The organism is Maritalea mobilis (assembly GCF_019800885.1).
In the GTDB taxonomy this organism is placed as follows: domain Bacteria; phylum Pseudomonadota; class Alphaproteobacteria; order Rhodobacterales; family Rhodobacteraceae; genus Roseibacterium; species Roseibacterium beibuensis.
The window spans coordinates 293,570-315,910 of sequence record NZ_JAHVKE010000004.1; the positions used below are offsets into that span (position 1 = coordinate 293,570).

A 22,341-nucleotide genomic window follows, 5' to 3' on the forward strand; every position below is an offset into this window, starting at 1 on the left:
GCATAGCAACATGCCTGCAGCCGACGTGTCGCGATCGGGCTTTTGGCTGGTTAATCTTTGATCTCTGCTTAAGGGTATCGACGCAGGGGATAGGATAACCTCCCCTTCTTCAGCGATGGGACGACCGAGACATGATCGCCGACAAAACAAACCTATCCGACCTTCTGTATTCATTGGCCCGCGACCACGGGGACAAACCGGCGCTCGTGCAGCGCCTCAAGTCTGTGACCTATGCGGAGTTGCCCTTGCAGGTCTCGCAGCTGGCACGCCAGATGGCCGTCGAGGGCGTTCATGCGGGGGATCATGTTGGCATCGCGCAACGTGACAGCCTCAATGTCGTCAAGGCGATGATGGCCGCTTGGATGCTGGACGCGGTTGCCGTGCCGGTAGACTTCCGGCTGAGGGGAGAAGACCGCGCGCGGCTTGTTGCGGATTTCGACCTTGCGGTGTTGTTCGAGGACCGTCCGATGCCGGGGCAGGACTATGCCTCAATCCAGTGGACCCCGGAATTCGAGGAAGACTGCGCGCGCCAGCCCAGCACGCCCTTGCCGACACAGGGGGGGAACCCTGCGCTGATCTCGTTGTCGTCGGGCACGACGGGCAGACCGTTGGGGGTCGTGATCAGCCATCGCACCATGATGATGCGGATGCTCAGTTACTCGATGGAATGTGCCTATCCGACGGGCGCGAAGTTCCTGAACGCCTTTCCTCTGTCGTTCTCGGCATCGCGCAATCACACGCTGGCACATTTGATGCGGGGCGGCACGATCCATTTCCATCCCCCCACCTTCGGGGCGAGCGAGCTCGCAGAGCGGATCAACGCCGAGGGCATGACCTTTGTGTTTGCGGTGCCGGCGACCGTATCGGCACTGCTTGAGATCGCGGGGGAAAGAGAGGGGCCGCTCTTTCCGTCCGTCGAGATGATCTATTGCGGTGGGTCGGCCATCTCTGCACAGGACATGATCGCGGCTCATGAGAAACTCTCTCCCAATGTCATCCACTGCTATTCCTCGACGCTAACCGGCACGGTCTCGGTGTTAAGCGGCGAGAACGTCAGGGCGCGCGCCCAGACCTCTGGAAAGATCCTGCCGACTGTGCGGCTAGAGGTGGTGGATCCGAACGGCGACCCGCTGCCGGTCGGGGAAACCGGGGCCTTGCGGGTGCGCAGCCCGGGTCTTGCCGACGGGTTCTACAACGCCCGCGATCGCGAGGATGGAGACCGGATCAGGGATGGCTGGGGCTATACTGGTGATATCGGCCATATCGACGAGGCCGGGTTCCTGACCATCGAGGGGCGCACGACGGACATGATCATACGGGGCGGACTGAACGTGTTCCCGGCCGAGGTCGAGGCGGTCGTGGAAAACCTTGACGGCGTGTCCGAGGCAGTGGCCGTGGGCTTTCCCGACAAGGCGATGGGCGAAGAAATCGCGGTGTTCGTCGTGCCGCGCGCCGGTAATCTGGCAGAGGCCGATATCTTTGCGCAGTGCCAATTGGCCCTTCCGCCGGGGAAACGGCCATCGCGGGTCGAGATCGTCGAGAGCTTGCCCCGAAATACCAACGGCAAGATCCTGCGCCGGGACCTGAAGGCGCGGCTGGCAGGGCCGGAGGGCTAGGCCGCGGGCCTTTCGTCGATCTCGCAGCCCCGTCCAAGCAGCAGGTCTTCCATCGCGCCGGCGACCGTTGCCGATTCCCCGCGTAGGATCTCCTGGTGAGAATCCACCACGAGATAGACCTTCCGGTTCGGCAACAGATGCCCCCAGAAACCGTCGGGATCGGTCAAAAGCCTCGAGCGCTGTCGCGACCCGAGGATATGAACCTCGGCATCGAGCGGGTCGGGCCATGCGAACAGCATCGCCGTGGTCAGCCGCGCTTGTGCTTCGACATTCATCTTGACCCCGGCATAGCGGGTCTTTTCCTTGCGTCCATCGGCCTTCGCATGGCGCCCCCAGCCGCGTGCGACGATGATACGTTCGTAGGCCGTGTTTAGGCGGCGATAGGTGGGTTCAAGAAACGGTTTGTCGGGATCGAGCCGCCCGGTCAGGCCAAAGAGGCGCAGGCGTGCGAACAGGTTCCACGGAGATTTCCGAATGGCCCGTTCGCTTTCCAGCCGCTTGGGCAGCGGCTTGGGCGGGCGCGGGTCTAGCATGACGATGGAAACGGGCGGCCTGCCGCGAGCCCTCAGGATATGGACCATCTCGATCGCCACCAGCCCGCCCACACAGAAAGAGGCAAGGCGAACCGGGCCCTCGGGCTGAACGCGCTCGATCTCGGCCACGTAAGCCTCGGCCAGCTCGCGCAGGGACTCCGGCGGCGTTTCCTTGTTCAGAAGGCCGGGCATCTCGAACATCACGAGTTTCGACCCCGGCGAAAGGCCGTCAAGGAAGCTACGGCGCGGAACGGTATAGCCACGGCGGCCATGCACAACGAACAGGATCTCTTGCGCGGCTTCGTCGGCGGCCTTGTCCTTGTCCTCTCCTGTGTCGAGGCTTGCGGCGATAGCCCTTGGAGTGCCGGCGTCAAACAGCCCCGAGATTGGGAAGGCAAAGCCCGTTTGTGCCTCGATCTGGAGGCTGATCTCTTCGCCTTGGAGAGAGTCGCCGCCGAGATCGTAGAAGTCATCCATGGCCCCGATGGGGGCAATCCGCAGCGCGTCCTGAAAGATCTTCGCGACCTGCGTTTCCAGGCCAGGCGCAGGCGGTTCGAACTTGACCGGTAAACCGATGGCATCGCGGTCTATGAGGGGCTGTGCTTTGTCGTTCATGGTGGTGTCTGTTCAGATCTTTCCGGCGGGCACCATCTCGCTCAGGTCGCGCTTGAGGACCTTGCCATTGGTATTGCGCGGCAGGGCGTCGAGGATGACGATCTCGCGGGGGCGTTTGTCGCTGGTCAGGGCGCGGCGGCAATGGGCGTCGATATCGGCCTGCTTTATGCCGTCCTTCACGACCACGAATGCCGCGATCTCCTCTCCCTCTCGGGCCGTCTCGAAACCGATGACCGCGACCTCTCGCACCCCCGGAAGGGCGGCAATCGCGGCTTCGACCTCGGACGGATACACATTCGCCCCACCGCGAATGATCAGGTCCGACTGACGACCGTGTATCGAAAGGAAACCCTCGGTGTCGATGCTGGCGATATCGCCGGGGTAGATCCAGCCGGCGCGGATCTTGTCACCGTCTTCGCGGCCCTGCCCGCCGTAGATATGCGTCGCCATGCCGGGCGCCCGCACCCGCAGGATGCCCTGCTCGCCATGTCGTAGGACGGTGTCCTGCCCATCCACGATCTCGATGCGCGAGCTGCTCAGGACCCGCCCCTCGCTGTCGGGCCGTGCACGCATGTCGTCCCCGTAGAGCGAGGCGAGGGTCCCGCTGGCCGTGGAGGCGTAGTTTGTCATCGCGTGGGGCGTCAGGATCTTTTGCGCCGCTAGTTTCTCGTCCCGGTTAAGGTTCGCGCCACCAATGTAGAATAGCTTGAGATCCGGAAAGAAAGGCTGGCCGTTGTCAGGGGCAAGATCCATCAAGCCCCGGACCACGGTCGGAACCGTGAAGGAAAACTCGACCCGGTGGCGCTGCATTGCCTCGGCGAGTTCCGGCAGCGTGTGCATCATCGGGAAGAAGATGGTTTTTCCCCCGCTTAGCAGGCGGGCGAACACATGGGTGCGCGCCGCCGAAAAGGAAAGCGGCAGAGCGTTCAGCGTGACAAGGTCAAGCTCCCTCGGCCCGCCGCATCCAGGCAGGTAGCGGTACGGGTCCCACTCCGTCTTGGCGAGCATCGCGCCATGGCTGATGACGAAGCCCAGGGGCGTGCCCGTGGTGCCCGAGGTCAACGAGATATAGGCCGGGGCGTCGGGGGCGGTCATAGGGGGCGGCAGGACGGGGCGAGTCGCGCGGCGGTCCTTGTAGGCGGCATCTATACGCATGGCCTCACACCCTTCATAGGTGGCGGGCCTGTCTTGCAGGATCGCGGCAAGGTCAAATGCCGAAGCGATGCGCTGGCGCTCCTCGATGGAGCTGCGGAAATCGATTGGAACGGCCACTGCGTCGGCCATCCAGATCCCGAAAATCGAAACCAGGTATTCTACGCTGTCCCGCACGGCGATGCCGACATGTTGCCCCGGCTGAATGCCTGCGGCAATCAATTCGTGCCCCGTCTGGGCGCAGCGTTCGGCGAGTTGGCGAAACGTCAGTTCGATGTCGTTGCCGACCACTGCCGGAGCATCCCCACGACTGGCCGCCATCGACAATAGGGTATTGGCCAAAGAAATCTTGGTGCAGTCTGACATCTTGCCGTCCCTGTTCCCGCATCCTTTCCGCTGGACATAGTCAGCGAAAAAGATGCGTGGCACCAGATGCGGCGGCGTTTTCTGGATTGCGTGTTTCCAGGGACACAAAGGTTAACAGACGCGCACGAACGGCTTCGCGGCTACGCCAACCCTGCTATATGACCTTGGGTTAGCAAATTTCCGGCCTCCGCATGCCTTGGGCCGACTTGCAGGCGGGCTCGGCCCATGCGGATCTCGCGCCCTATTCGTTTTTAAGTTTCGAAATACCGTGCGCTGCTACCGCCCGACCGCAGCGCCAAGTGGAAGAGCCTGACGACGGATCATGACCGACACATCCCATATCAAGCGGTGCGATCTGCAGCTCGACATCGACTATGCCGCCCCCGAAACCCCCGAGCAACGCGCGGTCGTGGGCCTGTTCGAGACCGTGTTCGAGGTGGATGGGGTCGGTCTGGACGATGATTTCTTCGATTTGGGCGGCGACTCCCTCCATGCCGAGGCGCTGAGCACCGGAATGGCCAAGCTCAGCGGGCGCGATTTCCAGATCTCACAGATCGGCGACACGGCGACGCCGCGCCGGCTGGCGTCGTTCCTGACTGCGACAGATACGGTCGCCGGCGATGGCAAACCGTACGTATTCATTCTGCACGGAAAGGGGGGCTACACGCTCCCGCCGCGCGAGTTTTTCGCAGGGATGGTCGACAGGTTCCGCATTCACCTCCTCGAAGTGCCGTCGCTGCGGACCGAGGGGCCGGAGTACGAAACCATCGGCGCGCTTGCTGAGCATTACCTCGACGTGATCGACGAGGTGCAACCCGAAGGCCCTGTGCGGCTGGCCTCGTTCTGCGCGGGCGGGATCATTGGCCTCGACATGGTCGCCCGCATCGGCGCGCGGGGACGCGCGGTCGAAAGCCTCGCGATGTACGATCCGCGCCTGCCGGACATCGTCGAGAAGGCGATGGCGGGCGATGGTTTTGCAACATGGGTCTGCGGCAGCGACGCGCTTCGCCGGTTGAAGGTGAAATGGTTTACCTTTCGCAAGCAGCGGCAGCGTCGCAAAGGGGCAGATGGCATGTCGAGTTTCCGCATCTCGCCCCGTGCCAAGCTGCTGGCGGCGTATTCCCATCATATTCCACGCCCCGTTCAGCTTGACCGCCCCCCCTTGCTGATCCGGTCCCGGCGTCCCTTGTCCGCGGCGTGGGACCAGCTCTTGCCGGTGCGCGAGGAAGAGTTCATCGACAGCCATCACAGCAACGCCTTGATGCGGCAACCCGAGGCATTCGCGGCCTTGATGAAGCGATACTTCAGCGGGGAAGATGCCGTGTTGGAGAGGGATACTGGCACGGGCTGATCCTGTTTCTCCCCGAGGATTCAGGACGTCACCGAAGGATGCTGCGCCCTGTCCTTGTAGAACGCTACGAGCAAGGCACAGGCCGCCATGACGCGAACCACCAAGGGCAGCGGATGCGTCAGCGCCGCAACCGCGAGACCGGCGAGAAGCGCGTTCCAAAGCAAGCCTTCACGTTCGATCGGCAAGCGTCCGATCACTGTGGAAATACCGATCACCCCTGCTAGGCAGCATACCACGGTCGTTGCAATCTCGAAGCCGCTGCCAATCAAGAGCAACTCGGGGTTGATGACGAACAGGAACGGCAGGAAGAACAGTGACCATCCCAAGCGCATGGCCATGAAGGACGTGCGCCAGAAGGACGCCTCGGCAAGGCCGCTGGCCGCCAGGCAGGCAATGGCGACCGGCGGCGTGATCATCGACAGCATCGCGCAGTAGAACACGAACATGTGGGCTGCGATCACCGGCAGGCCGAAGGCCACGAGGCTGGGTGCGATCAAGGTTCCGACCACCGCGTAAACGGCAGTCGTGGCAAGGCCGAGCCCGAGGAAAAAACATGCAACAGCAGCGGCGATCAACGCCAGGTAAAGCTGGCTCGAGGCCATGCCCTCGATGGCGAGCGCGCCGGCCACGCCGAGGCCGGTGTAGTTGACCACCCCCAGCAGCATGCCGATCACCGCCCCTGTCACCACGATCCGCGCGGCGGTGATCCCGGCAAGCACGGTCAGGCGGGCGGCCTCGGCGAAAAGGGTTGTCAGCGGCTTGCGCGTCGCGGCCAGGGCGAGGCAGGCGACCGAGGCGAGGACCGCCCCGTGGCCCGGGGCGTAGGGCATCAGGATCAAGGTCCCGACGATCAGCGCGAACGGAATGGCCGTGCGCAGCGCGTCGCGTCCGATCTCAGCCCAGTCTGCGCGGCTTTGATCCGACGGTGGCAACCCGTGGCGGGAGGCGAGGCCGTCGATCTGAAAGAAGATGGACAGGAAATAGAGCAATGCGGGGAAGAAAGCGGCCGCGATCACCTCGCGGTAGGGCAGGCCGGCCACTTCGACCATGAGGAACGCTGCGATCCCCATCACGGGCGGCATCAACTGCCCGCCGGTAGAGGCCACGGCCTCGATCGCGGCGGCTTGGTGCGCGGGCACACCGATGCGGCGCATCATGGGAATGGAGAAGCCGCCCGAGGACACGACGTTCGCTGTCGTGCTGCCATTCACCGACCCGAACAGGCCCGAGGCGACCACCGCAACCTTGAGCGCGCCGCCCGGCCCCTTTCCGGATGCCATGATCGCGAGGCGGGCGAAAAATTCGGTACCGCCCATCAACTCGAACATCCGGCTGAAAAGGACGAAGACCACCACCACAACCGTCACGATCCGCAGGGCCTGCCCTACCAGGGCATCCCCCCCGAAGGCGATGTAGACCACGTAGGTATCAAGTTCGAACGGCGGGGCGTTGATAGGGGCGGGCAGAAACCGCGCGACCGCCCCGAACAGCAGGAACGTTGCAACAAGCAGCGTCATCGGCCACCCCGTGACGAGGTAGCAGCCCACGAGACATAGCAGGATCAACCCGCACGCCAAAAGAACCAGGTCCGGGTCGCCCGAAAACATGCGCAACGCGAAGCTTTCGATGCCAAGCGACGCTGCAAGCCCCACCCCGAGCGACAGCAAGGCCATGACCAGCCGCGGCCAGCCCACCTTCCCGGCGCGCGGCGTCAGGAAGACGAGCGCCAGCGAGAACGCCAGCACCGTGACCGCAAACTGATCAAGCGTCACGAAGGATCGGTAGGGGGCAAGCCATTCCGTTGCCCATAGAAGGGGCAAGGTCACGACACAGGCCGCAAGCCCGCCCCGAAGCGCCGTCAGCATGGTCTGGGGCTCAATCTCCGATGAGGGTCAGGGCGCCGGGATGGAACTCCAACCCGATGTCGGCATCGGCGTTTTCGACATCGAACCAAGCGAAGGCCGGGATAGTCTCGGCAATGGTGTCCTGCCCGTCGATGATCGCCTGCAGGACCGCCGTCACGATATCCTCTGACGTGCCGGCAGAGGTGTAGAGGTAATAGTCGTAGGTGAGCGTGAACATGTCCTCGGTCACACCGACGAGGCCGTCGGCTGCTGCCACCGGTTCGGCGCGCGCCACCGGAACGAATTCCCGCATCCGCGCCTCGGCCTCGGCATCGCCGGGAATGCCGAGCACCCGGATACCGCCCACGGTCTCGTTGATCCGCACGTCGCGACCCGAGCCGACGATCGCGATCATGGCGTCGATCCGGTCGGCTTCGAAGGCGGTCTGCATGTCGCCAAAGCTGCTGACCGTAACCTGTTCGACCTCTTCATAGGACAGGCCGGCCGCTGCCAGCATCCCGCCGATCAGGAATTCCCCGGTTGCCGTCGCGCCAAATCCGGCAGGCAAGCGGCGGCCTGCGAGGTCGGCCATGGTTTCGATGTCGCTATCGGCGCGCACCATCAGGCTCATTTTGAACGGGTAGAGCGCTGCCACGGCGCGCAGCCCCTCGACCGACGACCCGTCGAAGGCCACTGTGCCGCTTTCGGCCATTTGAAGTTCGTAGGCATTCGCAAGACCAAATGTGACTTCGCCACCGGCAACCACCGGAATGGCCTGAGTGGTCGTGTTGAACGGCGTGATGCGGAGGTCGATGCCGGCTTCGCCGGCGACATTCGCCAGCATGAGGCCAAGATTGTGTACCGATCCACCCGGTGACGAGGTTGCAAGGCTGGCATTCTGGGCGGCGGCAGCGAGAGGGGTGAGCAAGAGTACGAAAACCGTCACGAGTTTCTTGATAGGTCGCATCTAAGGGTCCATTTTTGTCGGGGCGGCGTTAAGTTCTTAGCTGACCGACTGGAGTCAAAAAGAGCAAGGCAAAAGCCCTCTATTGGGTTTCGAAAGTCGCAGACCACGCACTCAAGGCCGGCGCGCCCGGGGGGGGCATATCTGCGTGTTGGACGTTCTTAATAAGTCGTGAGCGCCAGGGAGGCGACTTCGAGCCCAAGGGGTCGCTCGCTGGAAAATATTCGCCACCCCCTGCAGACAATGACTATTCAAGGCTCTTGGTCCGCCAGCAACGTCGCCGCGTTCGGTTGGCAGGTAGTTAGTGGCCTTGATAAGGGGGTGAGAGTTCGCATTGAATCTGGCCTCTAGGGTCAGGACCCATTGATCTCCCGTTGGCGTCATGATTCACGGTTCAAAAACCGAGCGGTGACCATGTCTGATCTTTTCTGGCTGACCGATGCGCAGATGGCGCGTCTTGAGCCCTTCTTCCCCAAGTCTCACGGCAAACCACGCGTTGATGATCGACGCGTGTTGAGCGGTATTATCTTCACTAATCGCAATGGCTTAAGGTGGCGCTATGCCCCTTCGGCCTATGGTCCGCACAAGACGCTCTACAACCGTTGGAAGCGGTGGAGCGACAAAGGCATCTTCGCCCGGATGATGGCCGGTCTGGCTGCCGACCACGGCGAACAGAAGACCGTGATGATCGACGTGAGCAGGCGAACGCCATGCGTTCGAGTGAGCCTCCGCAAGTATCTCAAGGCCCACCGTACAGCGACCAGCATGGGCGTAAAAAAGGGGGGCGTGGACGCCTGATCGGTCGCACCAAGGGCGGGATGAACACCAAGCTGCACGCGATCTGCGACAGCCAGGGACGTCCTCTCAATCTGTTTGTCACGGCCGGGCAGGTCAGCGACTACATCGGAGCACGGGCTTTGTTGGGCAGCCTGCCGGATGTCGACTGGTTGCTCGGGGACCGCGGGTATGATGCCGACTGGTTCAGAGAAGCTTTGAAAGACAAAGGGATACGCGCATGTATCCCTGGTCGAAAACAATGCAGGACCGCGGTGCGCTATGACAAGCGTCGGTACAAGCGACGCAACCGTCCCTCTCGTGACATTGCTGCGCAATGCACTGCCGGGCAGTGATCGAGATCATGTTCGGCAGGCTCAAAGACTGGCGGCGCGTCGCGACACGCTACGACCGCTGCCCAAAGGTCTTCCTCTCAGCAATCGCTCTCGCGGCAACCGTCACCTGTTGGCTATGAGTCCTGACCCTAGGACGAAAGGGCACAGAAAATGACGACACAGACCAAAACAGCACGAAACCTGATCGAAGGTCGGCCTGCACTCATCGTGATCGACGTTCAAAAAAGCACGTTCATTGACAACAGCGATGTGCGGTCCATCGACAACATGCCGGGCTATAAGGATCGCATGATCGCCGCGCGTGATCTGGTCGATGCCGCGCATGTGAATGATATCCCCGTGATCTTCATCCAGGAAGTCTACCGGCCCGATCTGATCGATTTCGGTCGGGAATTGGATGGAGATGAGGATGTCCATTGCCTTAAGGGCGATCCGCGCACGGAAGTCGCCAAAGAGGAAATGGGATATCGCAAAGGCGACTACATTATCCCGAAGCGGCGTTACTCGGCGTTTTTCGGGACCGATTTGGAAATCCTGCTGCGATGCCTGAAAGTCGACACGTTGCTCCTGTGCGGTGGTCTGACAGATGTTTGTGTTCACTACACGTTCGTGGATGGGCACCAGTCCGACTACTTCTGCCGAGTCGCTGAGGATTGTGTAGGCGGTTCATCGGTGGAGGCACATGAGGCGGCGCTCAAAGCGATGGAGTATCTGCAAACGGGCGCGGTTCAGGACAGAACCACAATGATTGAAGCAATGTCATCACACGAGTACACGAATCGATAATGCCGGGCCTCAGTCCCGTTCAAGAGCTGAACCGGCCTTTCGCGGACTTGCAGCAGCCATGTAGGTCTGGGGCTCGAAGCCGACCTCTACCGCATCGCGGCATCCAACGCCTTCACGCCGACCGGCTGCGTCGGTCCCGGCCCAAACCGGACATTCACGCCGACCGCCAGTGCCGCACCGCAGCTTCACCGAGGCAGTCGCCCATACATGTCGCGGCATAGCGGGCAAGCCGGGAACTCGGTCTGCCCGTCATGGCAGCACCATTGTCACGGACAGGCCAGGCTTTGCGTCCGAAAGCTCCAGTTGCCCGCCAGCAGCTTCGACAATCTCGGCGGCGATCGCGAGGCCAAGCCCGGAGCCGGATTCGTCTGCGCGGCCGTGGCGAGCGACCAGGGCCGCGCGGCGCTTGGCGGGAATGCCCGGGCCATCGTCCGCGATGGACAACCGGACCCGTCCCTCGCAAGGGCGTGCTGATAGCGTGACGCAAGAGTGCGCGTGGCGGGCGGCGTTTTCGGCGATCGCACCCAAAGCCTCGGCCAGGTCTGATTCCTCCAAGGCGACCGACAATCCGTCAGGGATGTTCTGAGACCAGGTCACGCGCGCGCCGTCCGGGGTCCGTCGCAAGACCGCGACCACACGCGTCGCGACCTCGGCGGGATCGGCGCGGGCGTCGGAGAGGCGGGCCGCGCTGCGGGCCCGGGAAATCTCGCGATCCACCGCTCGGCGCATCGCGACCGCGGTCTCTTCGATGCCCTCGGCCTGGACCGCACCGCCCGCTGCGCGCAGGCGCGCAGCCTCGCCCATCAGCGCTTGAAGTGGTGTCTTCAGGCCATGGGCCAGATCGGCAGCGCGGGTACGGGCGCGGGCGAGTTCGGCTTCGCGTTCCGACAGAAGAGCATCGATTTCCGCCGCGACCGGTCGAACCTCGACGGGCCAATCGATGCCCATGCGGCCGATTTCCCCATCTCGTAATGCGGCGACGCGCGCGCCCAAGCCTTTGAGGGGCCGCAACCCAATGGAAAGTTGTGCCCACCCCGCGCCAGCAAGGGCCAAAGCCAGAAAACCGAGATATGGCGCAAGATCGGCCATGAAGGCGCGACGCGCGGCATCCAACTCGGCCGCCGCCATCGCGACGGCAACGCGCGCATCCCCGCCCCCCAGCCTTGCCGGCAAGATCACCGATTGCTCAAGCACCAGCAGGCGTTCGCCCTGCGGCCCGATCAGGCGATGGACATGCACGGCACCATCATCCAGCACATCATCCGGCAGGCTTAACGCTACGTCCCAGAGTGAGCGGGATCGCTCGACGCCGCCGACCCATTCGATCTGCCAGTAAAGCCCTCCATAAGGTGTGTCAAAGCGCGGATCGGCGGGCGGGCGAGCCAGTGTCAGACCGTCCTGACCAGCCTCCATCCCCGCCAAGACCTGATCCAGTTGCACCCCCATCTCGGCCACCGCACGGCGCTCCACATGCGCCCCGAACAGCTGCGACAGGCCAAAGGCCATCAATGCCAGTGCGATCAGGATGGCCACAGCGCCGGCCAGTGCAAGGCGCAGGCGCAGGCTCATGAGTGCTCCAGGAAGTAGCCGAAACCGCGCCGCGTGCCGATGACACCCGGTCCAAGCTTGCGGCGCAAACGGGCAATCACCGCCTCTAGCGCGTTCGCCTCGCGCGCATCGTCGTCGCCGTAGAGATGTTCCAGCAACTCGGTTGGTGGCACGGGGCGGTCCCGATTCTGCATCAGGTAGGCCAGAAGACGATATTCCAGCGCGGTGACCTGTACCGGCACACCGCGTAAGGCAACGCCCATCCGGTTGGTGTCGAGACTCAGGTCGCCAACTTCCTGAAGCGCCGTCGCATGGCCCCCGGCGCGCCGCACAAGCGCGCGGGCGCGGGCGATCAGCTCCTCCATGCGGAAGGGTTTGGGTAGGTAATCGTCGGCTCCGGCCTCGATCCCTTCGACCCGTTCTTGCCATGTGCCGCGGGCGGTCAGGACCAGAACGGGCATGGTGCGGCCGTTGGCACGCCAGCGTTTGAGCACCGCCAACCCGTCCAGGCGGGGCAGGCCCAGATCGAGAACGACGAGGTCGAACTCCTCCGTATCGCCAAGAAACCAGGCCTCTTCGCCATCGCCTGTCCGGTCCACGCGGAATCCCGCGCCGGACAGGGCGGCCTGGAGATCGGCAGCGATGCGGGGGTCATCCTCGACCGCAAGCGCGCGCATCAGTCGTCCTCGCGCTCAAGTTCGAGGATCTCGCCCGTCGCGGCGTCGATCTCCATTGCGTAAAGGCGGCCGTCAGGAGAGACCAACTCCAGCTCGTAGACCCACCGCCCGTCATCACGGCCAAGCTCCAATTCAATGATCCGGCCCGGACTTGCGGCTTCGGCAGCGCTGAGAATCTCCGCAAGGGGCAGCACCTCGCCAGCTTCAAGCGCGCGGCGCGCCCTGTCGTGGTCCTCGTCGGCCCATGCGGGCGCCGCGAGGCAGAAAAGGATCAAGCAGAGGTGTTTCATGGGGCCAGTGTCTATCGCCTCGTAGCTGACGACAAGCTGACAGGCGCGATCAGGCTCGTGTCAGCCGGGCTGAGTCATACCGGTCACATCGCAGCCGGAGCGCTGCTGAAAAAAAGCAAAGGAGAAGTCACATGAAACCGACCATCCTCATGGCCGCCATCACCGCAGGTTGTTTCGCCCTGGGCGCACAAGCCCAGGACACAACCACGCAACCGCAGGTTCCGGAACGCATGAGCGTGAGTGAGATCGCGGCCATGCTCGAAGACCAAGGCTATACCATTGTCGAGATCGAGTTCGAGCGGAACCGCTACGATGTCGAGATGATCGATGCCAACGGCATGCGGGTGGAGGCCTATTTGAACCCCGTCACGGGCGAAGTGCTGCCGTACCGCGATGACGACGGCTACGAACGCGATGACGATCAGGATGACGACTGATGGCCGACCCTGCCGAAGCAGAAATGGTGCGCGTCTGGGATCCGCTGGTGCGTATCGGACACTGGGTGCTGGTGGTGGCTTTTGCCACCGCCTACCTGACCGAGGGTGAGCCGGCATGGCTGCACACCACGGCGGGCTATGCGATCGCGGCGACCGTGGGCCTGCGCATCCTGTGGGGGCTTCTCGGGCCCCGGCGAGCCAGGTTCTCGGATTTCGTCACGGGACCGGGTCGCGTCATGACCTATCTGCGCGTTCTGATCGCGGGCCGCTCCGAGCGGCACCTGGGCCACAGCCCCGCGGGCGGTGCGATGATCGTGGCCTTGCTGGTCGCGCTGGCGATCACGGCGTTTTCGGGCATGGCGACGCTGGCCGTCGAAGAAGGAGAAGGGCCGCTGGCCGGGATCGTCACCAGCGCGACCCTGCCCACCTGGGCCATGGAAGGCGAGGATGACGACGATCACTACGGCGAACATGGCGAAGGTGACGAGGGCGGTGAAGCCTTCGAGGAGATCCACGAGGTCGCTGCGAATATAACGCTCATCCTGATCCTGCTGCACTTGGCGGGCGTACTATGGGCCAGCCGTGTGCATGGCGAAAACCTCACCAAAGCCATGATCGATGGCCGCAAACGCGCAGCTGAGTGATACAAGCTCCGGGCTCGGTTCACCGGGCCCGGATCCGTGTGGATCCACATATGCCCAATCAACCACTGCCACCATGACGCGCTATTCCCGGCGTTCGACAGCCGTTCCGGGAGTGGGTCGCAGGATCACCAAACCAATACCGACAATGATCACGGCGGCTGAGATGGCCGACAGCATCATCTGCAACGCCATGCCGGACAGGCCGAACAGCCCGGTTTGCACCGCCTCTGCCGACCAGGGGCCGAAAATCGCGACGTTGACCGCAATCAGGACTGCGATGGAGAGTTTGAGCGGCCGGCGCAGCCGGTTGCTGCGCCCCGTGGACAGCCGGTGAAGGGATCGCAGCGAGGCTTTCAGATCGTCGCGAATGACCAGCAGCGACGGCACCACCAGCAAAACCACGAAGAACCCCACGCTGAGGCCATAGACCAGCGTCACGACGGTCGGTTTCAGGAACAGGGCTTGTCGGCTGCCCTCGTACATCAGGGGGGCAAGACCCAGAACCGTGGTCAGTGTCGTCAAAAGGATCGGGCGCAGGCGTTCGCGGGCCCCCTCGATCGCGGCGGCGGCGATTGGCCGGGTTTGCGCGTAGTCCTGCACCGTCGTGACCAGAACGATCGCATCATTGATGATGATGCCGGACATGCCGATCACACCGATCACCGTGAAGAGGGACATCGCCAGATCGAACTGCGCATGGCCCAGCACCGTGCCGATCAAACCGAAGGGGATGACGGCGACCACGATCAGGGGTTCGGTCCAACTGCCCAGGATCCAGCCAAGGATCAGGTAGATCCCCACGACGCACAGAAGGAACCCGTAGAACGCGTCGGTCAGGAAACTGCTTTCCTGCACCGCCAATCCGCTCAGATCCCAATCGAGATTGTAGCGGGTTGCCAGATCGGGCAGCAGGTGCTCTTGCAAGAGGGCTCCGATCTCGGCGGCGCGGGCGGGGTTGTCCTCGGACAGATCGCCGGTGACGGTCACGAGGCGGCGCCCGTTTTCCCGCGTGATGGTGGAAAAGGCGCGCAGGGTCTCGGCCGTGACAATCTCGCCCAGAGGCACGAACTGTCCCGGCGCAACGCGGATCAGGGTCGCCGCAAGGAAATCGGCGGTCTGTTCCGCTTCGGGCAGGCGCACGGTGACCTCAGTCGTGCGCGTGCCGGCGGGAAACTCGGCCGCCGTGATCCCGCGCAGGCGGGCGAACAATTCCGCGCCAATCTCGTCTTCGGATAGCCCGAGCGCCGCGCCTTGCGGCGTCAGGCGCAGTACCACCTCGTCGCGTCCGTAAGGCAGGTTGTCTTCGAGGCCGGTCACCTCGGGAAAGGCAGAGAGGGTGGCGGCCAGGTCTTCGGCCGCTGCCTTGAGAACCGCGCTATCCTCGCCATAGAGATTGACGGAGAGCGAGTCTTCGGCCGGTCCCCGCCCCTGGGTGCGGAAGCTCAGCAGGGCGAGGCCGGGGGGACGGCGCAACTCCTGCTGGACCTCGCGGACGAACTCGGCGGCGGAAAACGGGCGCTCATCGGCACTGATCAGGCCGATATCGATATTGCCCAGAAGGTCCTGGTCCATCGTGGATTGGCCCGGCAGGCCGCGACCGCCCGTGCCGCCGACCTGGGTCAGGGCGTGGACGACCGGATTGACGCCCAGTTGTTCCTCGTGCCGCGCGGCGACGGCTGCAACCGCCCGGTCGATTTCCCGGGCCATGTCGCGCGTATCCTCGCGCGTGGCGCCGGGCAGGAAGGCGAAATTCCCCGCGATCGAGCCGCTTTCCGGCGCGGTGTAGAACTGCCACAGCACGTCGCCCCGGATCACCGCCGCCGCCGCGAAGGACAGGATCAGGATCATGCCGGCCACCACCGCGTAGCGTGCACGGATCACCAGCGTCATGAACGGTGCAAAGATCCCGTTCGAGAACCGCGTGAACTGGCGGTTGAACCATACGCTCGGGGCCGACAGCCATGAGCGCTTGTCGTCACCGTGCAACGCATGACGCATGTGGTTGGGCAGGATCAGCAGGCTTTCGATCAGCGAGGCGGTCAGAACCGCCGCCACGACAAAGGGGATGTCCGAGATCAGCGTGCCGAACGACCCGCCGATGAAAAAGAGCGCGATGAAGGCGAGAACAGTCGTCGCGGTCGAGCTGAAGACCGGGCCGATCATCCGCTTGACGGCGCGCACGGGGGCAATGCCGGGCTCTTCTCCAAGGCTGCGCGCGCGGAAATCGGCGTGCTCGGCGATCACGATGGCGTCGTCCACAACGATCCCCAGCATGATGATCAGGCCGAACAGCGACATGATGTTGAGCGACACGCCCCCCACATACATCACCGCCACGGCGGCCAGCATCGTGACCGGAATGCCCATCGCGACCCAGATGGCCGTGCGCACGTTGAGAAACAGGAACAGTACGCCCAGCACGAGGATCAGACCCATAAGCGCGTTCTGGTAGACGATGTCGAGCGTGCGCGTGATTTCGGCGGCGCGGGGATTGATGATGCGCAGGGACACACCCTCGGGCAGGGTCGGGCCGACCTCGGCGACGATCTCTTCCACCCGGCGCTGGATTTCGATCGAGTCCCCTTCCGAGGAGCGGTCGACCCGGATCAGCATCGCGGGGGCCTCTCCCATGTAGTAGGCGCGGCCAGCATCGGCGCCGGTCACCACGACCTGCGCGACGTTTCGAACCGCGATCTGGCCACCGTCAGGGGCCGTGCCGATGACGATTTCGCGGATCTCTTCCGCCGTGCGCTGTTCATCACCGGCGCGCAACCGCGCGCTGCCATCCGCAAGATCCCCGGCGGGGCGGCTGTTGGCTTGCCCAGAGATGGCATCTGCCACCTCGCGCAGCGTCAGGTCATGCCGTACGCGCGTGACCTCGGGCACAAGGACGTCGATCTGCGGCGCGGCCAGCCCGGTCAGGGCCGTGCGCGTGATCCCCTCGCGATGCAGGCGCGCGACGAGTTCATCCGCGATCTGGCCCAGTTGGGTGGGGTCGATGGTGCCGAACACCACGATTTCGGCCACCTTGTCCCGCCAGACGCCGCGCTGGATGACAGGCTCATCTGTGCCATCGGGCAGGGTTCGCACGGCCTCGACCGCGGCGGACACGTCTTCCGTCGCGCGGCCGAGGTCCCAGCCCGGTTCGAGGGTCAGCGTGATCGTGGCCGACCCTTCGACCGAAACGGCCGTCGAACTGAACACGCCTTCAACGGCTTGCAGCGGCGGTTCGAGAAGCGCAACGACCGAGGCATCCAACTCCTCCGGCCCCGCGCCGTCCCAATCCACCGTGACCGAAACCGTGTCGATCACCACGTCGGGAAAGAACTGCGACCGGATCTGGGTTGCAGCCACGAGGCCAAGCATCACCATGACGGCCATCAGGAAGGTGGCGGCTGTGCGATGGCGGGTGAAATAGGCGAGCAATCCGCGCTCGTCCGCGTCATGCGTGGTCGAACGGGCCATGTGTTACTGCTCCGCCATGCGGGCTTCGAACCGTTCGACCGTGGCGCGGGGCACCTCGGGCTGGCTCAATTCCCCCAAGACCCGTTCGCGTGTCTCGGGGCGCATCTGGTCATTCGCCTCGATAAACGCGATGAGCGCGGCGCGCCGTTCCTCGTCAAGCGCGATCGTATCACTTGCACTTTCCGGCGCGGCGTCGGCACCGGCCGGCGCGTCACCTTCGGCGGCGGGTTGGACAGGCTCGACCTGCAAGCCGGGCCCAAGCTGCAACGCCCGCGACAGCACGTAATCGTGCCCGACCGGAACATCGGTCACGATCAGCCTGTCGCCCTGGTGGCGCAGGATCGTCGCGTTCACTTCCTCTAGGCGGTTGCCCGCGCCGATCAACAGGATGCGCCCATCGGGTGTTGCCGCGGCTGCCGGGATCTCCACCACGTCGGACATCGGCCGTTCGGTCGCGTGAACGGTGACGAAATCCCCGGGCCTGATGGTCATCGGATCGGGGTCGGACAGGCGGGCATAGATCAAGCGCCCGACCTGTCCCTCGCCCACCTCCGCATCCGCCCGGTCGATCACCGCACTGAACTCGCGCGCGTTCCGCCAGGTTTGGAAAACCAGCGTGATTTCCGCGTTGCGCAACTGACCCTGTCCATTCAGCAAGCGTTCGAACTGCGTATTCGTCACGCGAAAGCTGACTTCGAGGTTTCGTGGATCGATCAGAACACCGAGCTGTTCATTGGCCGACAGGAGGCGACCGAGGCTGACCGCGCTGCGCGTCATTACCCCGGAGAACGGCGCCGTGATGACCGCGTCCTCAAGGTCCCTCTGCGCGTTCTCCAGCGCAAGCTGCGCGCGTTGCACCGCGATTTCCGCCTGGTCGATGCGTGCCTGTTCCGCCGCGACCGCTTGCTGTCGATTGATCGCCGTCTGCTGCGCCGCCGCGCGCGCCAGGGCCGCGGCTTCGAGATCGGCGGCACGAGAGATTTCGCGCTCGGCCAGCGCCTCTTGCCGTTCAAGGGCTTCGGCGCGCAGGTCCAACTGTTCCTGCGCTGCGTCGGCGTCGAGCTCCGCAAGCGTCAGGGCCGAGACAGCCCGCGCAAGGTCCGCCTCGGCTTCGGCCAAATCCGCCTCGGCCATGGCGACAGCCGTTTCCAGCCTCGCCGGATCGATGCGAAGCAACTCCTGCCCCTCGTCGACCATCCCGCCGTCGCGGAATTCATCGGCCAGCCAGACGATCTCGCCCCCGACCGAGCTGCGCACCTCGAGGCTGCGCCCGCTGGCGATCTGGCCGTAGGATGTGATCGTGGGGCTGATCGTTTCCGCGGACAACGTCCCGACGGGAACCGAGAAGACCCTTTCGCGGGGCTGGCGTACCTCGGCTGCCCGGGTCGGAGCATCGAGAGCCCGTGAAATGACACTGACCGAAACCCCGAGAAACGTGATGGCAAGGGCAAGGATCGCGAGACCGGACAGGGTGCGAGTGCGTGTGGTCAACCGTAGAATCCTTCGATTTTCGCGCAGCCTTCGCCCACTGGTTGAAAAAGTCAACTAACTGTAGCTATCAAGGTAGGATGGGGCGTCGCTCAAGCCGATCTATGGCTTCGCATTGACGCCCGCGATCTGTGGCCCACTCCTCCACGTGGCATGACGCCAGCTTCGGGAAATAAGCCCGATTGCAGGGCGCGGCCCAAGACGAGACAGAGAGAGACGTACAACCATGCGCGTGCCTATGAACCGCCGACGGTTCCGCGACCTCAACGAGCAGGAGGTCCTCGCCCTTGCCATCTCGTCCGAGGAGGATGACGCCCGGATTTATCGCAGCTATGCCCAACGGCTGCGCTCCGAGTATCCCGATACCGCAAAGCTGTTCGACGGCATGGCCGAGGAAGAAGACCGTCACCGGCAACGCCTGATCGATTTGCACCGAACCCGCTTTGGCGACGTGATTCCCCTGATCCGTCGGGAACATGTCGCTGGCTGGTATGCCCGCCGCCCGGTCTGGCTTGTCGAAAACCTCGGGCTCGATCGGATCCGCGAAGAGGCCGCCGCCATGGAGGGCGAAGCCGAGGCTTTTTACCAGCGCGCGGCACAAACCACCCAGGATGCGGCAACCCGGAAACTACTGGGCGATCTGGCGACAGCCGAAGCCGGGCATCGCGCACTGGCCGACGACCTGAGCAAAGCGCATCTCGACGAGGAGACGCGCGACAAGGAGAACGATCGCGCGAAGCGGCAATTCATTCTGACATGGGTCCAGCCTGGGTTGGCGGGGCTGATGGATGGGTCGGTCTCGACGCTGGCGCCGATCTTTGCCACGGCCTTTGCTACGCAGGACACTTGGACGACATTTCTGGTTGGGCTGGCGGCCTCGGTCGGGGCGGGCATCTCCATGGGTTTTACCGAGGCGGCATCCGACGACGGGGTTCTGTCCGGCCGCGGATCGCCTTGGAAACGGGGATTTGCCTCGGGCATCATGACGACCTTGGGCGGGCTGGGCCACGCGCTGCCCTATCTGATCGCGGATTTCTGGACCGCGACCATCACCGCACTGGTCGTGGTGTTCATCGAGTTGTGGGCCATTGTCTGGATCCAGAACCGATTCATGGATACCCCATTCCTGCGCGCGACCTTTCAGGTTGTTCTGGGAGGGGCGCTGGTCTTCGCGGCAGGTGCGTTCATCGGGTCGGGGTGAGTTGCTGAAGCGTTCCGCCCGGAAACCACGCATGATCACCAGTACAAGCGTTTGGCCTGGCCCGGCAAAAAACCGATAAAGCGAAGCATTCTCGGCCGGTGCGGTTGGGCGACTCGTACCGTTTCAACCGATCTTTCCGGTACATTGGCTCCATCCGCGCGGGCAAACGGCACGTCCTCCACAGCTTCCCCAAGTGTCCGTTGTTCGTCCACGAAGCTTGTTCCTATCCGCTGCAGCGAACGGCCGCTCTCCGCCCTGAGTGTTTGGCCAACTCATGCAGCACTTTTCCAGGCCGTCGCCAAGGAGCTGGAAGCGCACCTCCAGCGCTCCGGAAAGGCATAACCGAGGACGACCTCAAGATCTGATCCGCTACCTATCCTTCCATGACTGCCTCAGCTTCTTGCGGCATGCTCAGCAGAGGTTGTTCAGGCCGCTGCCAAGGGACTGGACGCCTGGGCTTCGCCCGCCGCAGTCTTCGCACGTAAACATGGCGTCCCATTCGGCGTCGCGAAGACGATGCTGCACACGGTCGTTGCCGCCCCTGACATAGACGCGCAACTCGCCGAATTTCTCCTTCACCTGGAACACGGTGATGGTCAGGCCATCTTCTTGCCGGGTTTTCTCGAGATCATCGAAAAGTCTCTCTAGGATGGGCAGCCATCCCGGCCCACAGCAAACACCGAAGGCCTTCAGATCCGTCGGCTCCGATCCAAGGAGGGCGGGGTGCTTTGCGAGGATGTCGTCATAGGTTCTGATCATTCGTTCGTTCTTTCCGGGGTCAGGTATGGTGATTTCGCCATATGCGCGAGCAATGCCCCCGTGGCCGGGCCGTTTATGGTCTTTTCGCCATATTGGTCGGCCCGATGACCCCATAGACGCAGTACTGACTCCACAGGCGACGTGCTTGGCCGTCAGTGCAGCAATGGCTTATGTTGAAGCGTCTCGGCCCGCTCGAGCAGGCGGAGGACATCGCGCAAGCTGAAACGGCGATGCGTGATCTTTGGACCCCTGAGAATGGCTTCCACCACGGCGTCGATTGCAGCTTCGCCTAAACCCGTCGCCACGCCCTGCCGCCGCGCAAATCGAACGAGGTCGTCCGCCGTCACGTTGGGCAACTCGATCACCTGACAGCGGTTCAGAACAGCCGGGGCGATCGTCGCGGTCCGGTTCGACGTCAGCACCCAGGAGATCCGCGACATGTCGAAGGGCAGCCGATACATCGGGCATTCCCAATGCTTCGCCGTGGCCGGCTCGAGCAGGGACAGCAGCGCATCGGAGAACGAGAAGCGGGTGCCCTTGCCCGATGTCGCTGACCCAGCCTTGCAGAGCTCGTCCACGACACAGAGCGGGTTGATCAGCCTGCGTTGCAGGATGACCTCAAGCGGTCGCCCAGCCTGTGCGCTCCCCCAGCCCCTCTCGAGGCCGGTCAACGCGAAGCCTGCGGCACTCTTCGAGGCGTCGATCTCGATCGAGGGCATGGACAGTCGCTCGGCCAGACGGCGGGCCCAGACGGATTTGCCGATGCCCCACGGGCCGTTCAGGATGACAGGCCGCAGCGTGATCGGCTCGCCGAGGCGCGCTGCCCGACGCAGGGAGTGCCAGGCATGTTCAGTGGCCGGTCCCATCCAGGGCATCTCATCGTGAAGCGCGGCGGCGATCTCGTCGGCCCAGTGTTCATCTCCGGGCATGACGGCCGGTAGCCCGTTCTGGATGGGTTTAAGCTTTTCGGCCTCTTCCTTGCGCAAATCGGCAAACGGATTGACCGGAACGGTCTTGCCATGGGCGAGGCACCGCGCGCGGCGCGCGATCCGGTCCTCGTCGCGCATCCGAAGCAAGATCTCGCTGGCATGAAGCGGAGGGAAAGGATGGCCGACAGCGGCTTGCTCGTCCGACACGCCACATTCTTCCTTGAGAGCCGTTCTGGCATCGAGAACCTTCTGGAGATCCTCCTGGCTCGGCGGCGTAAAGCAAAGCTTCTGAAGGTGGCGGGTGAACCGCGCGATGAGGTCTTTCTCATCGTATTTCGGCTTGGTGGCCTGCTCGGCGAGCAGGAAGGGATAGAGGTCTTGGGTCGACATGCGCTGACTCCACGGATGGAGGGAGACAGGGATCGGACGCGATGTGGGGAAAGATCAGGAAAGCACGCAAAGGCCGATCCCGGCGAAAGGCCGGGTCAGCTACTTATGAAGTGGGCGCAAGTCCTGAACATGTGCCGCAAGATGACGAGGGGACGC

The 22,341-nt window shown here is 63.6% G+C and carries 17 protein-coding genes and 1 pseudogene; 7 read left to right on the forward strand and 11 right to left on the reverse strand.

Features of this window, described 5'->3' with window-relative positions; all coding sequences use genetic code 11:
• Positions 1–131 precede the first annotated feature (131 nt).
• A complete protein-coding gene (locus tag KUV65_RS15840; protein ID WP_222191688.1) occupies positions 132–1,616 on the forward strand; it encodes a class I adenylate-forming enzyme family protein in 1,485 nt (494 codons plus the stop codon).
• Here the strand turns inward: KUV65_RS15840 and KUV65_RS15845 are convergent.
• Positions 1,613–2,764, reverse strand: a complete 1,152-nt coding sequence (locus tag KUV65_RS15845) for a thioesterase domain-containing protein (RefSeq protein ID WP_222191689.1) — start codon at positions 2,762–2,764, stop codon at positions 1,613–1,615. The genes KUV65_RS15840 and KUV65_RS15845 overlap by 4 nt on opposite strands.
• A 12-nt stretch (positions 2,765–2,776) precedes the next feature.
• Positions 2,777–4,282 (reverse strand): class I adenylate-forming enzyme family protein, encoded by a 1,506-nt coding sequence (locus tag KUV65_RS15850; RefSeq protein ID WP_308124705.1) that lies wholly within the window; start codon positions 4,280–4,282, stop codon positions 2,777–2,779.
• A gap of 322 nt (positions 4,283–4,604) precedes the next feature.
• Between KUV65_RS15850 and KUV65_RS15855 the strand changes: the two genes are divergently transcribed.
• Complete coding sequence (locus KUV65_RS15855) at positions 4,605–5,633, forward strand: thioesterase domain-containing protein (protein WP_222191691.1); 1,029 nt, start codon at positions 4,605–4,607, stop codon at positions 5,631–5,633.
• 20 nt (positions 5,634–5,653) lie between these two features.
• Here KUV65_RS15855 and KUV65_RS15860 read toward each other — a convergent pair whose 3' ends face one another.
• Positions 5,654–7,498, reverse strand: coding sequence for a TRAP transporter permease (locus KUV65_RS15860; protein ID WP_222191692.1), 1,845 nt, complete (start codon positions 7,496–7,498; stop codon positions 5,654–5,656).
• A 10-nt stretch (positions 7,499–7,508) separates the two neighbouring features.
• Positions 7,509–8,444 (reverse strand): TAXI family TRAP transporter solute-binding subunit, encoded by a 936-nt coding sequence (locus KUV65_RS15865; protein ID WP_222191693.1) that lies wholly within the window; start codon positions 8,442–8,444, stop codon positions 7,509–7,511.
• A 411-nt stretch (positions 8,445–8,855) separates the two neighbouring features.
• On the opposite strand from KUV65_RS15865, the pseudogene KUV65_RS15870 reads away from it, so the two are divergent.
• Together KUV65_RS15870 and KUV65_RS15875 are read left to right on the forward strand one after the other, a co-directional pair.
• Positions 8,856–9,690 (forward strand): annotated as a pseudogene (locus KUV65_RS15870) (IS5 family transposase).
• Between the two features lie 31 nt (positions 9,691–9,721).
• Positions 9,722–10,357 (forward strand): cysteine hydrolase, encoded by a 636-nt coding sequence (locus tag KUV65_RS15875; protein ID WP_222191694.1) that lies wholly within the window; start codon positions 9,722–9,724, stop codon positions 10,355–10,357.
• Between the two features lie 249 nt (positions 10,358–10,606).
• Here KUV65_RS15875 and KUV65_RS15880 read toward each other — a convergent pair whose 3' ends face one another.
• Genes KUV65_RS15880 through KUV65_RS15890 form a run of 3 tightly spaced genes read right to left on the reverse strand, consistent with a single transcriptional unit; the run spans position 10,607 to position 12,872 of the window.
• Positions 10,607–11,926 carry a sensor histidine kinase gene (locus KUV65_RS15880; protein ID WP_222191695.1) on the reverse strand — a complete coding sequence of 440 codons (1,320 nt, stop codon included), beginning with the start codon at positions 11,924–11,926 and terminating at the stop codon, positions 10,607–10,609.
• Positions 11,923–12,582, reverse strand: coding sequence for a response regulator transcription factor (locus tag KUV65_RS15885; protein ID WP_222191696.1), 660 nt, complete (start codon positions 12,580–12,582; stop codon positions 11,923–11,925). Before KUV65_RS15885 ends, KUV65_RS15880 begins: the two co-directional genes overlap by 4 nt.
• Entirely contained in the window at positions 12,582–12,872 is a 291-nt protein-coding gene (locus tag KUV65_RS15890; protein ID WP_222191697.1) for a PepSY domain-containing protein, read from the reverse strand. Before KUV65_RS15890 ends, KUV65_RS15885 begins: the two co-directional genes overlap by 1 nt.
• A 131-nt stretch (positions 12,873–13,003) precedes the next feature.
• Between KUV65_RS15890 and KUV65_RS15895 the strand changes: the two genes are divergently transcribed.
• Together KUV65_RS15895 and KUV65_RS15900 are read left to right on the forward strand one after the other, a co-directional pair.
• Complete coding sequence (locus tag KUV65_RS15895) at positions 13,004–13,309, forward strand: PepSY domain-containing protein (RefSeq protein WP_222191698.1); 306 nt, start codon at positions 13,004–13,006, stop codon at positions 13,307–13,309.
• Positions 13,309–13,953 carry a cytochrome b/b6 domain-containing protein gene (locus tag KUV65_RS15900; RefSeq protein ID WP_222191699.1) on the forward strand — a complete coding sequence of 215 codons (645 nt, stop codon included), beginning with the start codon at positions 13,309–13,311 and terminating at the stop codon, positions 13,951–13,953. The genes KUV65_RS15895 and KUV65_RS15900 overlap by 1 nt, the downstream gene beginning before the upstream one ends.
• Before the next feature lie 81 nt (positions 13,954–14,034).
• Here the strand turns inward: KUV65_RS15900 and KUV65_RS15905 are convergent, their stop codons facing one another.
• Entirely contained in the window at positions 14,035–17,418 is a 3,384-nt protein-coding gene (locus KUV65_RS15905) for an efflux RND transporter permease subunit (protein WP_222191700.1), read from the reverse strand.
• Between the two features lie 3 nt (positions 17,419–17,421).
• On the reverse strand, positions 17,422–18,909 hold the full coding sequence (locus KUV65_RS15910) for an efflux RND transporter periplasmic adaptor subunit (RefSeq protein ID WP_222191701.1): 1,488 nt from the start codon (positions 18,907–18,909) through the stop codon (positions 17,422–17,424).
• A gap of 223 nt (positions 18,910–19,132) precedes the next feature.
• Between KUV65_RS15910 and mbfA the strand changes: the two genes are divergently transcribed.
• A complete protein-coding gene (mbfA, locus tag KUV65_RS15915) occupies positions 19,133–20,107 on the forward strand; it encodes an iron exporter MbfA (protein WP_261331835.1) in 975 nt (324 codons plus the stop codon).
• 411 nt (positions 20,108–20,518) lie between these two features.
• Here mbfA and KUV65_RS15920 read toward each other — a convergent pair whose 3' ends face one another.
• Positions 20,519–20,866, reverse strand: coding sequence for a hypothetical protein (locus KUV65_RS15920; RefSeq protein ID WP_222191702.1), 348 nt, complete (start codon positions 20,864–20,866; stop codon positions 20,519–20,521).
• 152 nt (positions 20,867–21,018) lie between these two features.
• Complete coding sequence (locus KUV65_RS15925) at positions 21,019–22,185, reverse strand: AAA family ATPase (RefSeq protein WP_222191703.1); 1,167 nt, start codon at positions 22,183–22,185, stop codon at positions 21,019–21,021.
• Positions 22,186–22,341 lie beyond the last annotated feature (156 nt).

Excerpts from the sequence above, each read along its gene's own strand:
- KUV65_RS15920 (WP_222191702.1), bottom strand. The coding sequence starts at position 20,866 with ATGATCAGAACCTATGACGACATCCTCGCAAAGCACCCCGCCCTCCTT.
- KUV65_RS15875 (WP_222191694.1), top strand. The coding sequence starts at position 9,722 with ATGACGACACAGACCAAAACAGCACGAAACCTGATCGAAGGTCGGCCT.
- KUV65_RS15845 (WP_222191689.1), bottom strand. The coding sequence starts at position 2,764 with ATGAACGACAAAGCACAGCCCCTCATAGACCGCGATGCCATCGGTTTA.
- KUV65_RS15890 (WP_222191697.1), bottom strand. The coding sequence starts at position 12,872 with ATGAAACACCTCTGCTTGATCCTTTTCTGCCTCGCGGCGCCCGCATGG.
- KUV65_RS15925 (WP_222191703.1), bottom strand. The coding sequence starts at position 22,185 with ATGTCGACCCAAGACCTCTATCCCTTCCTGCTCGCCGAGCAGGCCACC.
- KUV65_RS15840 (WP_222191688.1), top strand. The coding sequence starts at position 132 with ATGATCGCCGACAAAACAAACCTATCCGACCTTCTGTATTCATTGGCC.
- KUV65_RS15900 (WP_222191699.1), top strand. The coding sequence starts at position 13,309 with ATGGCCGACCCTGCCGAAGCAGAAATGGTGCGCGTCTGGGATCCGCTG.
- KUV65_RS15860 (WP_222191692.1), bottom strand. The coding sequence starts at position 7,498 with ATGCTGACGGCGCTTCGGGGCGGGCTTGCGGCCTGTGTCGTGACCTTG.
- KUV65_RS15880 (WP_222191695.1), bottom strand. The coding sequence starts at position 11,926 with ATGAGCCTGCGCCTGCGCCTTGCACTGGCCGGCGCTGTGGCCATCCTG.
- KUV65_RS15850 (WP_308124705.1), bottom strand. The coding sequence starts at position 4,282 with ATGTCAGACTGCACCAAGATTTCTTTGGCCAATACCCTATTGTCGATG.
- KUV65_RS15885 (WP_222191696.1), bottom strand. The coding sequence starts at position 12,582 with ATGCGCGCGCTTGCGGTCGAGGATGACCCCCGCATCGCTGCCGATCTC.
- KUV65_RS15905 (WP_222191700.1), bottom strand. The coding sequence starts at position 17,418 with ATGGCCCGTTCGACCACGCATGACGCGGACGAGCGCGGATTGCTCGCC.
- KUV65_RS15855 (WP_222191691.1), top strand. The coding sequence starts at position 4,605 with ATGACCGACACATCCCATATCAAGCGGTGCGATCTGCAGCTCGACATC.
- KUV65_RS15895 (WP_222191698.1), top strand. The coding sequence starts at position 13,004 with ATGAAACCGACCATCCTCATGGCCGCCATCACCGCAGGTTGTTTCGCC.
- KUV65_RS15865 (WP_222191693.1), bottom strand. The coding sequence starts at position 8,444 with ATGCGACCTATCAAGAAACTCGTGACGGTTTTCGTACTCTTGCTCACC.
- mbfA (WP_261331835.1), top strand. The coding sequence starts at position 19,133 with ATGCGCGTGCCTATGAACCGCCGACGGTTCCGCGACCTCAACGAGCAG.